The 14,679-nt window shown below is 60.4% G+C and carries 13 protein-coding genes; 10 read left to right on the top strand and 3 right to left on the bottom strand.

Annotated elements, in window-relative coordinates:
* Window positions 1–5: 5 nt before the first annotated feature.
* From KDX37_RS15910 to KDX37_RS15950, 9 genes are read left to right on the top strand one after another with little or no spacing between them, the layout of a single operon-like run.
* Entirely contained in the window at window positions 6–2,324 is a 2,319-nt protein-coding gene (locus KDX37_RS15910) for an MMPL family transporter (RefSeq protein ID WP_231653653.1), read from the top strand.
* The gene (locus KDX37_RS15915) at window positions 2,321–3,493 is read left to right on the top strand and encodes a cation:proton antiporter (RefSeq protein WP_231653638.1); all 1,173 of its coding nucleotides are present in this window, start codon (window positions 2,321–2,323) and stop codon (window positions 3,491–3,493) included. The genes KDX37_RS15910 and KDX37_RS15915 overlap by 4 nt, the downstream gene beginning before the upstream one ends.
* Window positions 3,480–4,727 (top strand): NAD(P)/FAD-dependent oxidoreductase, encoded by a 1,248-nt coding sequence (locus tag KDX37_RS15920; protein ID WP_231653639.1) that lies wholly within the window; start codon window positions 3,480–3,482, stop codon window positions 4,725–4,727. Before KDX37_RS15915 ends, KDX37_RS15920 begins: the two co-directional genes overlap by 14 nt.
* On the top strand, window positions 4,724–5,458 hold the full coding sequence (locus KDX37_RS15925; RefSeq protein WP_231653640.1) for a class I SAM-dependent methyltransferase: 735 nt from the start codon (window positions 4,724–4,726) through the stop codon (window positions 5,456–5,458). Before KDX37_RS15920 ends, KDX37_RS15925 begins: the two co-directional genes overlap by 4 nt.
* Entirely contained in the window at window positions 5,455–5,937 is a 483-nt protein-coding gene (locus KDX37_RS15930; RefSeq protein WP_231653641.1) for a hypothetical protein, read from the top strand. Before KDX37_RS15925 ends, KDX37_RS15930 begins: the two co-directional genes overlap by 4 nt.
* A complete protein-coding gene (locus KDX37_RS15935; RefSeq protein WP_231653642.1) occupies window positions 5,934–7,130 on the top strand; it encodes a beta-ketoacyl-[acyl-carrier-protein] synthase family protein in 1,197 nt (398 codons plus the stop codon). The genes KDX37_RS15930 and KDX37_RS15935 overlap by 4 nt, the downstream gene beginning before the upstream one ends.
* Window positions 7,127–7,582, top strand: coding sequence for a hotdog family protein (locus KDX37_RS15940; protein WP_231653643.1), 456 nt, complete (start codon window positions 7,127–7,129; stop codon window positions 7,580–7,582). The genes KDX37_RS15935 and KDX37_RS15940 overlap by 4 nt, the downstream gene beginning before the upstream one ends.
* Window positions 7,579–8,307: a 3-oxoacyl-ACP reductase FabG gene (fabG, locus tag KDX37_RS15945; RefSeq protein ID WP_231653644.1), complete on the top strand. Its 729-nt coding sequence runs from the start codon at window positions 7,579–7,581 to the stop codon at window positions 8,305–8,307. The genes KDX37_RS15940 and fabG overlap by 4 nt, the downstream gene beginning before the upstream one ends.
* Complete coding sequence (locus KDX37_RS15950; RefSeq protein ID WP_231653645.1) at window positions 8,307–9,533, top strand: beta-ketoacyl-ACP synthase; 1,227 nt, start codon at window positions 8,307–8,309, stop codon at window positions 9,531–9,533. Before fabG ends, KDX37_RS15950 begins: the two co-directional genes overlap by 1 nt.
* A 596-nt stretch (window positions 9,534–10,129) precedes the next feature.
* On the opposite strand, the gene KDX37_RS15955 is transcribed toward KDX37_RS15950, so the two are convergent.
* Both KDX37_RS15955 and KDX37_RS15960 read right to left on the bottom strand, forming a co-directional pair.
* Window positions 10,130–10,384: a hypothetical protein gene (locus KDX37_RS15955; protein ID WP_231653646.1), complete on the bottom strand. Its 255-nt coding sequence runs from the start codon at window positions 10,382–10,384 to the stop codon at window positions 10,130–10,132.
* A 718-nt stretch (window positions 10,385–11,102) separates the two neighbouring features.
* Complete coding sequence (locus KDX37_RS15960) at window positions 11,103–11,996, bottom strand: LysR family transcriptional regulator (RefSeq protein ID WP_231653647.1); 894 nt, start codon at window positions 11,994–11,996, stop codon at window positions 11,103–11,105.
* Window positions 11,997–12,112: 116 nt separating this feature from the next.
* Here KDX37_RS15960 and KDX37_RS15965 point away from each other — a divergent pair, with 116 nt between their 5' ends.
* Window positions 12,113–13,378, top strand: coding sequence for an MFS transporter (locus KDX37_RS15965; RefSeq protein ID WP_231653648.1), 1,266 nt, complete (start codon window positions 12,113–12,115; stop codon window positions 13,376–13,378).
* Between the two features lie 52 nt (window positions 13,379–13,430).
* Here KDX37_RS15965 and hemE read toward each other — a convergent pair whose 3' ends face one another.
* Window positions 13,431–14,495 (bottom strand): uroporphyrinogen decarboxylase, encoded by a 1,065-nt coding sequence (gene hemE, locus KDX37_RS15970; protein WP_231653649.1) that lies wholly within the window; start codon window positions 14,493–14,495, stop codon window positions 13,431–13,433.
* Between the last annotated feature and the right edge of the window lie 184 nt (window positions 14,496–14,679).

Consider the following 14,679-nt stretch of genomic DNA (forward strand, 5'->3'; position numbering starts at 1 on the left):
GCCTGCTGCCACGCCTGTTCCTGCTGATTCTGGCGGGCGTTCTGGCGCTGGCTGGCTGGCAGTGGCACGACCGCTCGCCGCTGTCGGCCAACCTCATGGAACTGGTGCCGGGCACCAACACCGATGCAGTGGTGCTGAACGCTGAAAAACGTATACAGGAACCGCTCAACCGCGAAATGCTGGTGCTGGTGGGGCACGCCGACCGTGAGCATGCAGTGGAGCTTGCGCGCCAATTGGCCGGGCAATGGCAGGCCAGCGGTCTGTTCGAGAAGGTCCAGTGGTCTTTGCAAGCCGATATCCCCGCCCTGCGCACCCAATTGCTGCAAGGCCGAATCGCAATGTTGCCAGCGGCAGATCGCGCACAACTGATCAACGACCCAAAAGCGTTCATCGATCAGCGCGTTCAGACCCTGTTCGATCCCTTCGCCGGGTTCAGTCTGGTCCCCGGTCAGGATGACTGGCTGGGGCTGACCGTCCGTATTCAAAATGGTTTGCCGCGGCAGGGCTCGGTCGAACCGGACCTTGCCAGCGGTGCCTTGATCGCCACGGCCGATGACAAAAGTTGGGTGCTGCTGCGTTCACGTACCCGTACCGACGCGTTCGACATGCACTTGCCCGGTCAGGTCGCTGACCTGCTGGCTGGCGCACGCGAACAGGCACGGCAGGCGGGCGGCCAACTGCTGGCAGCCAGTGGCCTGTTGTACGCAGCCGATGGCCAGAAACAGGCCAGCCGGGAAATCACCTGGGTGGGTGGCGGCGCGACGCTGGGCATCCTGTTGCTGCTGTTGCTGGCGTTCCGACGCTGGAGCGTGCTGCTGGCCTTTGTTCCGGTGCTGGTGGGCATGCTGTTCGGGGCCGTGGCCTGCGTGGCGTTCTTTGGCAGCATGCATATCATGACGCTGGTGCTGGGCTCAAGCCTGATCGGTGTGGCGGTGGACTATCCGCTGCATTACCTGTCCAAAAGCTGGAGCCTGAAACCCTGGCGCAGTTGGCCCGCCCTGCGCCTGACCTTGCCCGGTCTGAGCCTGAGCCTGATCACCAGTTGCATCGGCTATCTGGCGTTGGCCTGGACACCATTCCCGGCACTGACGCAAATCGCGGTGTTCTCGGCGGCTGGCTTGATGGGTGCTTATCTGGCATCGGTGTGCCTGCTGCCTGCGCTGCTGAGCAAGGTCGAGATCCGGCCCGCGCAGTGGCCATTGACGCTTGCAAACCTGCTGCTCGACTGTCGCGCAGCCTTGCTGCAACGGGTCAAGACGCCGGTTCTGCTGATGCTGTTGCTGGCATTCTGTGGCGCGGGCCTCTGGCAATTGACGACCAAAAACGACATCCGCCAATGGGTCGCTGCACCTCAGGCCCTGACCGACGAAGCTCAGGCCATCGCCCGGATCACTGGCTACCAGCCGACCAGCCAGTTCTTTCTGGTGCGCGGCAAGGACCAGCAGCAACTGCTGGACCGCCAGTCAGCACTGACGCAGCGGCTCGATCAACTGGTCAGCATGGACAAGCTGCAAGGCTATATGGCGATCAATCAGCTACTGGACTCGCCTTCCGATCAGCAGGCCACGCGCGAAGCATTGGCCCGTCTGCCACAGTACTGGCAGCCGCTCGTTGACCTCGGCGTGCCGGCCAGCTCGCTCCAGGCCGAACTCTCCCGGCTGCAGGCATTGCCGACGCAAGACATGGAAATGGCACTCAAAGGGCCGCTCAGCGAGCCTTGGCGCACTTTATGGCTTGGCACCGCCGAAGAGGGTGTGGCCGGTATCGTGAGCTTGCGCGGCATCAACAGCCCGGCACTGTTGCGCGTGCAGGCCACGGGGCTTGAAGGCGTGCAATTGGTGGATCGCCTTGGGGAACTCAATCAGGTGTTCGCCCACACACAAGTCAGTGCGGCGGAGCTGAAGCTGATGTCATGCGTGCTGATCGTTCTGTTGCTGATCGTCCCGTTCGGCCTCAACGGCGCGCTGCGCATTGTGGCCCTGCCCTTGCTGGCCGCATTGTGCAGCCTGGCCAGTCTGGGCTGGCTCGGTCAGCCGCTGACCCTGTTCAGCCTGTTCGGCCTGCTACTGGTCACGGCCATCAGCGTCGACTACGCGATTCTCATGCGTGAACAGATCGGCGGGGCCGCCGTCAGCCTGCTGGGTACGTTGCTGGCGGCCGTCACGACCTGGCTGTCGTTCGGGCTACTGGCGATATCCAGTACACCGGCGATCAGCAATTTCGGTCTGTCGGTCAGCCTCGGCCTGGCATTCAGTTTTCTGCTTGCCCCCTGGGCCAGCCCACACCAGCAGGCACATACGCCCGTCTCGGAGCCACACCCATGATGGTGCTGACGTTCTGGATCATGGCGCTGAGCATGTTTGCTCTGGCAACCTGGGTGGGCCAGCGTCTGGGGCTGATCCCTATCGTCAGTCAGTTATTGCTGGCAACGTTCGGCCTGCCGCTGCTGATGCTGTTCTGGATCGAACCCCACTGGCAATTGACAGGCGTGCAACTGGTGTCGCCGGTCTGGCTGAAAAGCCTGTATGGCTTGGCCTTTGCCATCGTTCTGGGGCAGATACTCAGTGAAGTGATCGACGTGAAGCTTGATCGGCAAAGCCTGAAAATCGCCATTCCAAGTTTTCTCGTCCCCTTCCTGGCGGGGCTGGCCTGCGCCGTCTGGTTACTGCCGGGTCAGGCCTGGATAAGCTCGCTGGCCGTCGGACTGGTGTTCGCGATCACCGCGATTCCGGTGCTGTATCTGTATTTGCACCACATCGATTACCCGCCCGCCGCCACCCGCCGCCTGGTGCAGACTGCGATCCTCATCGACCTGACCTGCTGGAGCCTGTTCGCGCTCGCCCAAGGCAGCCTGCACCTGAGCAGCCTGTTGCTGCCCTTGCTTGGCGCCTGCGTGCCTTTGCTGTTCTACCTGTTGCGCCTGCGCCAGCCGCTGCTCTACAGCGTGACGTTTTTTGTGCTGCTGGTGGTCGCCGAACATTACCGGCTCAACGCCCTGATCTTCGGCATCGGCTACCTGCTATGCATGTCACGCCTGGGGCAAGCCTGGGTGCCGCCGCTGAATGCTGTGTGGCTCAAGCTCTTGCAGACCCGCCTGGCCATTCCTCTGCTGCTGACCTTCGGCATCGTGCAGATCAATGTGCACAGCGCTATCGACGAACTGGGCTGGCTGCAACTGGTTGCGCTGGTGGTAATGCCCATCGTCAGCAAGATGCTCGGCAACTGGATCGGCCTGCGCTGGGCGCCGCCGTCTTTTGTCGGCGCCAGCCGCTGGCGTGAAAGCGTTCTGTTGAATATCCGTGGTCTGAGCGAAATCGTTTTCCTCAATCTGCTGCTGCAACAGCAGCTCATCAGCCCGGCGCTGTACTTCGCCTTGATGCTGATGGGCCTGCTTGCGACACTCATGCCAGCCCTTACCGGCATGGGCCGTGTGCCGCTGTTGCCCTCTCCCGCTCTCGACAAACCGAAAAGGAATACCTGTGCCCATCATTGATAGGGAAACACGTCAGGTCATCGTCATCGGTGCCGGCCCTGCCGGGTCGATCGCCGCCGCGTTGCTCAAGCGTCAGGGCCATGACGTTCTGATCATTGAACGGCAGCTGTTCCCGCGCTTTTCCATCGGCGAGAGTCTGCTCTGTCACTGCCTGGACTTCGTTGAAGAAGCCGGCATGCTCGACGCGGTGAAAGCCGCCGGCTTCCAAGAGAAGAACGGCGCCGCTTTTGCGAGAGGCGAGCAGTATTGCGACTTCGATTTTGGCGACACCTTCAGTAATGGCAAACCGACGACGTTTCAGGTTCAGCGTAGTGAGTTCGACAAATTGCTCGCCGATCAGGCTGAACTGCAGGGCGTCGAGATCCGCTTTCAACAGGAAATCATCAATGCAGACTTCGACGGTACACAGCCGATACTGAGCGTGCGCCGTGAAGACGGCAGCGAATACAGCGTTCAGGCCAGCTTCGTGCTGGACGCAAGCGGCTATGGGCGGGTGTTGCCGCGCCTGCTGGACCTTGAAGCGCCGTCGGGTTTTCCGATTCGCAAGGCTGTGTTCACTCACGTCGAAGACCATATCGAAAGCCCACCTTTCGATCGCCAGAAGATTCTGGTCAGCATCCATCCGCAACACAGCGACGTATGGTTCTGGTCGATCCCTTTCAGCAACGGCCGTTGCTCGGTGGGCGTCGTGGCGTCAGCCGAGCGTTTCGAAGACAAACCTGACGACCTTGACGCCTGCCTGCGCGCTTTTGTCGATGAAACACCACAACTGGCCAATGTGCTCAAGCACGCGGTTTGGGACACTCCCGCGCGGACCATCGGTGGCTATTCAGCCAACGTCAAGGCCCTGCATGGCAAGGGCTATGCGCTGCTAGGCAATGCGGCAGAGTTTCTCGATCCGGTGTTTTCCTCCGGTGTGACCATCGCCATGCGTTCAGCGAGCATGGCCGCAGGCTTGCTCAACAGGCAACTGCGGGGCGAAGTGGTCGACTGGGAAACCGAATTTTCAGTGGCACTTAAACGTGGTGTGAATACCTTCCGGGCGTACGTTGAGGGCTGGTACGACGGCACCCTGCAAAACGTGCTGTTCTATCCCAACGGCACGCCGGACATCAAACGCATGATCAGCGCGATCCTCGCAGGATACGCCTGGGATGAACGCAACCCGTTTGTCGCTGAACCCAAACGGCGCCTGCGCATGCTGTCGGAAATCTGCGCGGACGGCGGCTCATGAGTGGTCCGTTTATGAGCGGGAACTACGTCGAAGAAACCCGCTTCGGTCTGTGGTTCCTGCGCAGCCATACCTGGCAATACCGCGTGTTGCGCGTCGCGATAAACGACCTGCGCAGCCTGTTCAGCAGCCAGCCTCCTGCTGCACCGGTGCTGCTTGATGCCGGTTGTGGTCAGGGCAAATCATTCAAACACCTGACCCACGTATTCGCGCCAGCAACGCTGCTGGGCGTGGACGCCGACCCGGACAGCCTGACACGAAGCCGCGAGGAGGCAATGGCGCAAGGTCTCGACGTGGAGTTGATCGGTAGCGATTGCGCCGCGCTGCAATTGCCGGACGCCAGCGTGGATCTGTTGTTCTGCCACCAGACGTTTCATCACCTGGTCGAGCAGGAACAAGCGCTGGCAGAGTTTTATAGAGTCCTGAAACCCGGCGGCTACCTGCTATTCGCCGAATCCACCGAGGCTTATATCGACACCTGGGTCATTCGCTGGCTGTTTCGCCACCCGATGCATGTGCAGAAAAGCGCTGAACAATATCTGCAGATGATTCGCGACCAGGGTTTCGAATTTGATGCACGCAATGTCTCGTATCCATACCTGTGGTGGAGCCGCGCCACAGACTTCGGTCTGCTCGAAGCCCTGAAGCTGCGCAAGCCCAGGCCTTTCGGTCAACGACGCGAGACACTGGTCAATGTCGTGGCCCGCAAGCCAATGCCAGGACTCACCTCATGATCCGCACCCTGTTGCTGGCCCTGCTGTTGCTCAGCGGCTGCGCCAGCCAGTCACCCTTGCCAACCACCGCTCCGACGATGCAATTGCCGATGCAACTGCATGTGGTGCGCAACCAGGCCGGTCAACGTCTGGACTGGTTGCTGGTCATTCAACGCGAAGACACCGCGCTACGCTGGTCAATGATGGACCCGCTGGGCATTCCACAGGCCCGACAGCGTCTGGTCGACGGGCAGTGGCAGGCCGACGGCTTGCTGCCGCCCAACCCGCAAGCCCGTGAGTTGTTTGCTGCGCTGATGTTTGCCATGACCTCGGACATCGAACTGCATGGTCGCTACCCCACTGCGTACCGCCAGGGCATGCAGCGCCGGCTGGAAGATCGCTGGCTGGTCGAATATCAATCGGCCAACGCTTTCACCCTCCGCCTCAAGGATGGACTGAGTTACACCGTAACCCCGCTGAACAGTGAGACCGCTCCATGACTGCCTATCTCAACGCGCTGGGCGTGATCTGTGCCTTGGGCAATGACTGTGAAGAGGTGTCGCGCAGACTGTTTGCCGCTGACAGCTCAGGCATGGTCGTCGAAAGCGGCTGGGTGCCAGAGCGCGCCTTGCCGGTGGGCGCGGTCAAAAGCGCACTGCCGCCTATTCCCTCGTCCCTGCGCTCCCACGGCAGCCGCAATAACCAGCTATTACTGGCCGCAGCTTTGCAGATCGAAAACGATATCCGTCAGGCAATTGATCGTTACGGCCCTGCGCGCATCGGCGTGATCATCGGCACCAGCACATCGGGCATCGATGAAGCCAGCAGCAGCATGGTCAGTTGGCTGCGCGAACAGACTTTCCCGGAGCACTACGATTATCAGCAGCAGGAACTGGGCGCACCCGCGAACTTCCTGGCCGCCTGGTTGCAACTTACCGGCCCTGCATATGTGATTTCTACCGCCTGCACGTCCAGCGCCAGAGCGCTGCTCAGCGCACGGCGAGCACTGGACATGGGCCTGTGCGATGCGGTGCTGTGTGGCGGCGTCGACAGCCTGTGCAAATTGACACTGAACGGCTTTTCGTCGCTGGAGGCCATGTCGCCACAGCTGTGCAACCCGTTTTCCCGCAACCGCAACGGGATCAACATCGGCGAAGCGGCGGTGCTGTTTCTCATGACGCGCGAAGCCAGCGGCAATCACCGTATTGCCCTGCTTGGCGCGGGTGCCAGTTGCGACGCACACCATATTTCCGCGCCCGAACCCACTGGTCGCGGGGCAAGAGACGCCATGCAACAGGCTCTGAACAACGCCCGGCTCGATCCGGAGCAGATCGGCTACTTGAATCTGCACGGCACCGCCACGCTGCACAACGACGCCATGGAAAGCCTGGCGGTGCAGAACGTGTTTCCTCATGGCGTACCCTGTTCTTCAACCAAGGCACTCAGCGGCCATACCCTCGGCGCCGCTGGTGCGCTGGAAGCCGCGTTTTGCTGGCTGAGCCTCGGGCCCCAGAACGTTGCGCAGGCCCTGCCGCCACATCTTTGGGATGGCGAAATCGATCCGTCGCTGCCGGCGCTGCAATGGACCACTTCACACACACGCCTTGCCCCCGCCGACACCCGTTGCCTGATGAGCAATTCCTTTGCCTTTGGTGGTAACAACATCAGCCTGATTATCGGAGATGCACCATGATCAAGTGGCCGCTCGCCGACCTGATTCCCCATGCTGGCGACATGATCCTGATCGACCGGGTGCTGGCGTTCGACGACGAACAGATTCAGACCTGCCTGACCGTACGCGCCGACGGCCTGTTCAACGAGCCCGATGGCAGCCTGCCAGCCTGGGTGGGCATCGAGCTGATGGCGCAAAGCGTCGCGGCCTACGCGGGTTGTCAGGCTCGTACCAGGGACGAAGCGGTCAAGCTGGGCTTTCTGCTGGGCAGCCGCAAGTTCGAGTGCAACGTGGCGCACTTCCCGGCAGGCAGCGAATTGAACATCCATGCGGTGCGCTCGCTGCAGGATGACAGCGGTATGGGCGTGTTCGAATGCAGCCTCACCGGTCCGAATATCAAAGCTTTCGCGCGCCTCAATGTATATTGCCCACCCAATACTGCTGAATACATGGCTGAAGGAGCCCCGGCATGACTGAATCAATCCTGGTCACCGGCTCCAGCCGAGGCATCGGCCGCGCCATTGCATTGCGTCTGGCCCAGGCCGGATACGACCTGATCCTGCATTGTCGCACCGGGCGCAGCGAAGCCGAAGCCGTGCAGGCCGAAGTCGTTGCGCTGGGCCGGCAGGCACGGGTGCTGCAGTTCGATGTGTCGGACCGCGCGGCCTGCAAAACCGTTCTCGAAGAAGATGTGGAGACTCATGGCGCCTATTACGGCGTGGTGCTCAACGCAGGTCTGACCCGAGATGGCGCCTTCCCGGCATTGAGCGATGACGACTGGGATCAGGTGCTGCGCACCAACCTCGACGGTTTCTACAACGTGCTGCATCCGCTGACGATGCCGATGATTCGTCGCCGTGCGGCGGGGCGCATCGTCTGCATTACCTCGGTTTCGGGGCTGATCGGCAATCGCGGCCAGGTCAATTACAGCGCGTCCAAAGCGGGCCTGATTGGCGCAGCCAAGGCGCTGGCCATCGAACTGGGCAAGCGCAGAATTACGGTCAACTGTGTGGCGCCGGGCCTGATCGACACCGCGATGCTGGACGAAAATGTACCGGTGGAAGAACTGATGAAGATGATTCCAGCGCAACGCATGGGCACACCTGAAGAAGTCGCTGGTGCGGTGAATTTTCTCATGTCGGCAGAAGCGAGCTATATCACGCGTCAGGTGCTGGCCGTCAATGGAGGGCTTTGTTGATGAAGCGCGTGGTCGTTACCGGCATGTCCGGCATTACTTCGGTAGGCAGCGACTGGCCCACCATCGATGCCAGCTTTACCGCCAATCGCAGCGGCATTCGACGCATGGACGAGTGGAATCGCTTTACCGAGCTCAACACCCGGCTGGCCGGTCCTATCGATGACTTCGCAGTGCCCGGGCACTGGACGCGCAAACAGCTGCGCAGCATGGGCCGTGTTTCAAGACTCGCAGTAGGCGCTTCTGAACAGGCATTGATCGACGCCGGGCTGCTCAACGACCCGATTATCCGCGATGGCCGCATGGGCACCGCGTGCGGCTCGTCCACGGGCAGCACGGATGAGATCAAGGCATTCGGCAACATGCTGATCAATTCGGTGGCGGTAGGCCTCAACGCCAATTCGTACGTGCGCATGATGCCGCACACCACCGCAGCCAACATCAGCATCTTCTTCGGCCTGACCGGACGCCTGATCCCGACATCCAGCGCGTGCACCAGCGGTAGCCAGGGCATCGGCTACGCCTACGAGGCAATCAAGTTCGGGCGCCTGCCGCTGATGCTGGCGGGCGGCGCCGAAGAACTGTGTCCGACCGAGGCGATGGTCTTTGATGCACTCTATGCCACCAGCCTGAAAAACGATGCGCCACATACCACGCCCCGTCCTTACGACAGTGGCCGCGATGGTCTGGTGATCGGTGAAGGCGGCGGCATGCTGGTGCTCGAAGAGCTTGAGCATGCCCAGGCACGCGGTGCCCACATTTACGCCGAAATCGTCGGTTTCGGCAGCAATGCCGACGGCGCTCACAGCACTCGCCCCGAGCAAGCCACCATGCGCCGTGCCATGGAGCTCGCACTGGAGGACGCCAACCTGTCGCCCGAAGCCATTGGCTACGTCAACGGCCACGGAACCGCGACAGAACAGGGCGACATTGCTGAAACGCTCGCCACCAGCAGCCTGTTTGGCTCACGCATGCCGCTCAGTTCGCAGAAAAGTTTCCTCGGTCACACGTTGGGTGCCTGCGGCGCACTCGAATCATGGTTCTGCATCGAAATGCTCAATAACGACCGCTACATCCACACCCTGAACCTGGACAATATTGATCCGGAATGCGGCGACCTTGATTACATCGTTGGCGAACCGAGGCGTATGAATAACGAATACGTCATGAACAACAATTTCGCGTTTGGTGGCGTCAATACCTCATTGATCTTCAAGAGATGGAGCTGAGGGCCGCCCGGCTAAGGAGGATTAGCGGGTCTCTTCGTCAGCAAACGGAAATCCGGCCGACTCACTCCCACAGACGCACCCCAACGGAGCTGGATTTCAAATTGAAGCCGAGCTCTTCTTGGGAGACAGCTTGCTGGCGAAGGCCGGAGGCGTAGTTGCTGCATCTTCTGAACTGTGGATTCAGCGACCTGTGTGATCGACTCTGGTCACCTTTTCGCCCCTCGGCGACCCACTTTGATGGGGCCAAAGTGGGCAAAGCCCCAGGCTCCGGTTGGGTCCGCCTGCGGCGGATTCCTTCCTCCTGACACTGATCCGGCGGTCGCTGCAACGGGCCATCCATGGCCCGGTGCAGCTCAATCGGCATCCATGCCGATTGCCCACCGGATCAGCGCCAGAACTCAGCCTGCACCCTGCGTCGCGTTCGGTGGTGTTGCAGCTATCGTGGGAGACAAGCGCTGTTTGTTTTTGTGTGCGCTGTGGCTTGGATTTGCTTGATCCTTGTTGTGAATTTTCAGTGACATGCTGGCCTCTTCGTCAGCAAGCTTACTCCACAGGTGCACTTCAACAGACCTGGATTTCAACTTGAAATCAGGTGCTCAATGGAAGAGAGCCGGGCGGCGTTCCGCTTGCTCGCGAAGACTGATTTGAAGACACCGCATCAACATCAACTTAACCACGGCGTTGCCGTTGCCCTTGATCTTCAACCCCCCCATCTCATTGACGACGCCAATCGCGCGTATGGAAGGCCGAATGCAGGCGTCGTGGAAGGGGTCGATCGGCAGGGATGCCGAGAGAGCGCCGTTGGGCCATGGATGGCCCGTCGGCGCGGGCCCCTTCCACGATGTCTGCATGAGGGAACCCCGGCTTGCCGGGGCCTGACGTCAGCGCAAATGGTTTGGTTACTTTGTCGAAACAAAGTGACCCGGCCGTCAGGACGGAACCTTTCTTGGCAGCGCAGACCCCGTCTGGATATGTATACCGTCGTCAGGATCGGAGTTTTCCAAGGCTTGGATGGCTTTTGCTTTAGGCGTTTGGGACTGTGGATTCAACTGGATGCGCTCTCGACTGAGGTCACCTTTTCGCCCCTCGGCGACCCACTTTGATGGGGCCAAAGTGGGCAAAGCCCCAGGCTCCGGTTGGGTCCGCCTGCGGCGGATTCCTTCGTCCCGACACTGATCCGGCGGTCGCTGCAACGGGCCATCCATGGCCCGGTGCAGCTCAATCGGCATCCCTGCCGATTGCCCCCCGGATCAGCGCCAGAACTCAGCCTGCACCTTGCGTCGCGTTCTGCGGCGTGGCGGCTATCGGGGTAGAAAGGCGCTGTTTGTTTTTCGACGTGCGAGGCTTGGATAGTTTGATTCTGATCCTGGTTTTGCTTTGATATTGAGCCGAAACTCAATGAACATGCCGACCCCTTCGTCAGCAAACGGAAAGCCGGTCGACTCACTCCCACAGATGCCCCGCAACGGAGCTGGATTTCAAATTGAAGCTGGGCTCCCTGATAGGAGACAGCTTGCTGGCGAAGGCTGATTCAAGGCCAATGCATCCCCAGCGAATGTACCGATATCTTCACGCTCCCAGCCTTCCGGTGATCAGGTCGAAGAATGCCTTGGCCATGGGTGATTGCTCGTCCTGGCGCTGTACCAGCCACACCGCGCTGGTTGCGCCAGGGTCGAGCAGGTTTCGATAAACCACGTCGTCGATCCGCATCCTTCGATAGGAGGCAGGCAACACCGTCACGCCCAGACCGGCTGCCACCAGGCCGATGATGGTCATGACTTCGCCCGCTTCCTGTGTAATCAAAGGGCTGAACCCTGCCGCGCGCGCCAGGCTCAGAACCTGGGCGTAGATACCGCTGCCGTAGGTGCGCGGAAAGAATACGAAAGGCTCGGCAGCCAGCGCGGCCATGTGAATCCCGTCTTCGCTCCCCGCTGCCAACGGATGGTCGGCGCGCATGATCGCCACCAGCGGCTCGTTCAGCAATTCGTGCACCACCAACGAGTCCGGCAGGGCCAGCGGTCGCATGATGCCGACTTGTATGGTTTTGTCTTCCAGACCTGCCGCAACTTCCTGGCTGGTGATTTCCGTCAGGGTCAGGTGCACGTCAGGGTATTTCTGGCGGAATGCGAAGATCGCCTGAGGAATGCTGGAGGTGAACGGCGCAGACGACGTGAAGCCAATCTTCAACTCACCCAGCTCGCCCAGTTGGGCACGACGTGCCACATCCGCTGCCTTGTCGACCTGCGCCAGCACCAGGCGCGCCTCATCGAGAAACAAACGCCCGGATTCGCTCAGCTCGACACGCCGATTGGTACGTTCGAACAAACGCGTCCCCAGCTCTTGCTCCAGTGTCTGAATCTGCTGGCTCAACGGCGGTTGGGAAATCCCCAGAGTCTGGGCGGCGCGGCCAAAATGCAGCTCTTCGGCGACGGCGATGAAGTACCGCAGATGACGCAATTCCATGGAGCTCCCATTAAGTCGTTTTACCTATCAAACAGGTCGAACAATATATTGGATGGAATGATTGGCGGGCTATATGATTTTTTCATTGCTTCCCCAGCCGTGCTCCGAGGTCCAACGTGAACCCTGCCGTCGCTCCATCTTCTTCCCATTCGCAACCTTCGACAGTTGCGGCATCCGTGCCGCTGGGTGACACGTACATCGAAAAAAACACGCCACTGTTCAAGCGCACGTCATTGGCGTTGTTTGCAGGCGGGTTTTCGACCTTTACCTTGCTGTACTGCGTACAGCCAATGATGCCGACTCTGTCTCGGGAGTTCTCGATCACTGCGGCACAGAGCAGCCTGATCCTTTCAGTCGCCACCGCGATGCTCGCCATCGGTCTGCTGATCACGGGACCAATCTCCGACCGGTTGGGGCGAAAATCGGTCATGGTACTGGCGCTGTTCTGTGCATCGCTGTTCACCATCGCCAGTGCACTGATGCCGAGCTGGGAGGGCGTGCTGATAACCCGCGCATTGGTGGGCTTGTCACTCAGCGGGCTGGCAGCCGTGGCGATGACATATCTCAGTGAGGAAATACATCCCACGCATCTGGGCCTGGCAATGGGGCTCTACATCGGCGGCAGCGCGGTGGGCGGCATGAGCGGAAGGTTGATCGTCGGAGTCATGATCGACTACGTGAGCTGGCACGTAGCAATGCTGGTGGTGGGCGGGCTGGCGATGATCGCTGCGGCTGTGTTCTGGAGAATTCTCCCGGAATCTCGCAACTTCCGGGCGCGATCATTGCACCCCCGCAGCCTGCTGGATGGCTTCGTCGTGCAGTTTCGCGATGCAGGCCTGCCGCTGCTGTTCATGACCGGTTTTCTGGTCATGGGCGCCTTTGTCACACTGTTCAATTACATCGGCTACCGCTTGCTGGGCGAACCCTACAACCTGAGCCAGGCCTTGGTCGGAGTGTTCTCGGTAGTGTACTTGTCGGGTATCTACAGCTCTGCGAAAGTCGGCTCGCTGGCTGATCGGCTGGGACGTCGGCGGGTATTGTGGGCGGTAATCGTCATGATGCTGGTAGGCATGAGCATGACGCTTTTCACGCCATTGACGGTCGTCATCGCAGGCGTACTGATCTTTACCTTCGGCTTCTTCGGCGCGCATTCCGTGGCTAGCAGTTGGGTTGGCCGCAGGGCAACCGTCGCACGAGGTCAGGCCGCATCGCTCTACCTGTTCTGCTATTACGCAGGCTCAAGCGTGGCCGGAACCGGCGGCGGTTTTTTCTGGCATTACGCGGGCTGGAACGGCATCGGGCTTTTCATCGGCGTGTTGCTGCTCATGGCCTTGGCCGTAGCATTGCGGCTGGCGAAGCTGCAGCCTCTGACAAAGGCCTGAACAAAAACGCCCGGCATTTCGACCGGGCGTTTTCATGTGCAACTCTCAACCATTACTGGTGATACTGAGCCGACAGCTCGTGCACCGATTCGATGAAAGCGCCCGCGTTGGCAGGGTCGACTTCAGGTGTGATGCCGTGGCCGAGGTTGAAAACGTGGCCGCTGCCGCTGCCGTAACTGGCCAGGATGCGTGCGACTTCCTGGCGGATGGCCGACGGGCGAGCGTAAAGCACAGTCGGGTCCATGTTGCCCTGCAGCGAAACCTTGTCACCCACACGCTGGCGCGCCTGGCCGATGTCGCAGGTCCAGTCCAGACCCAGGGTATCGGCGCCTGCGTCGGCGATGCTTTCCAGCCACAGACCGCCACCTTTGGTGAACAGGATGACCGGCACCTTGCGCCCGTCGTTTTCGCGGATCAGGCCGCTGACGATCTCGCGCATGTAAGCCAGGGAGAATTCCTGGTACGCCGCCGAGGAAAGGCTGCCGCCCCAGCTGTCAAAGATCTGTACCGCTTGCGCACCGGCCAGAATCTGACCGTTCAGGTACGAGGTCACCGACTGTGCCAGCTTGTCCAGCAACAGGTGCATGGCTTGCGGGTTGTCGTAGAGCATGGCCTTGGACTTGCGGAAATCTTTCGACGAGCCACCTTCGACCATGTAGGTCGCCAGTGTCCAAGGACTGCCAGCGAAACCGATCAGCGGAACGCGCCCGTTGAGCTCGCGACGGATGGTGCTGACAGCGTCCATTACATAACCCAGGTCTTTCTGGGCATCCGGAACCGGCAGCGCTTCGATGTCAGCCAGCGTGCTGACGGTTTTCTTGAAGCGCGGGCCTTCGCCAGTCTCGAAGTACAGGCCCAGGCCCATGGCGTCAGGGATGGTCAGAATGTCGGAAAACAGAATCGCCGCATCCAGCGGGTAGCGATCCAGCGGCTGCAACGTGACTTCACAGGCGAACTGCGGGTTCTTGCACAGGCTCATGAAGTCACCTGCACTCGCGCGGCTGGCGCGGTATTCAGGCAGGTAACGGCCCGCCTGACGCATCATCCAGACTGGCGTGACGTCTACGGGTTGCTTGAGCAGGGCGCGAAGGAAACGGTCGTTCTTCAGGGCAGTCATGTCGGCATCCGCAATAAAAGTGCCGGCATTTTCTCAGACACCAACGTAAAAGGCACGGTAACTACCGTGCCTTTTATCTATCGTGTGTCCCGTCCTGAATAAGGTTTACACCTTCTGACCTTTCCTCAGGAGGATTCAATGGACTCAGGCAAAAGGCGTAGCCAGCGCGATTACACGCTAGCTT

Origin of the sequence: Pseudomonas californiensis (assembly GCF_021147775.1) — a bacterium.
In the GTDB taxonomy this organism is placed as follows: domain Bacteria; phylum Pseudomonadota; class Gammaproteobacteria; order Pseudomonadales; family Pseudomonadaceae; genus Aquipseudomonas; species Aquipseudomonas californiensis.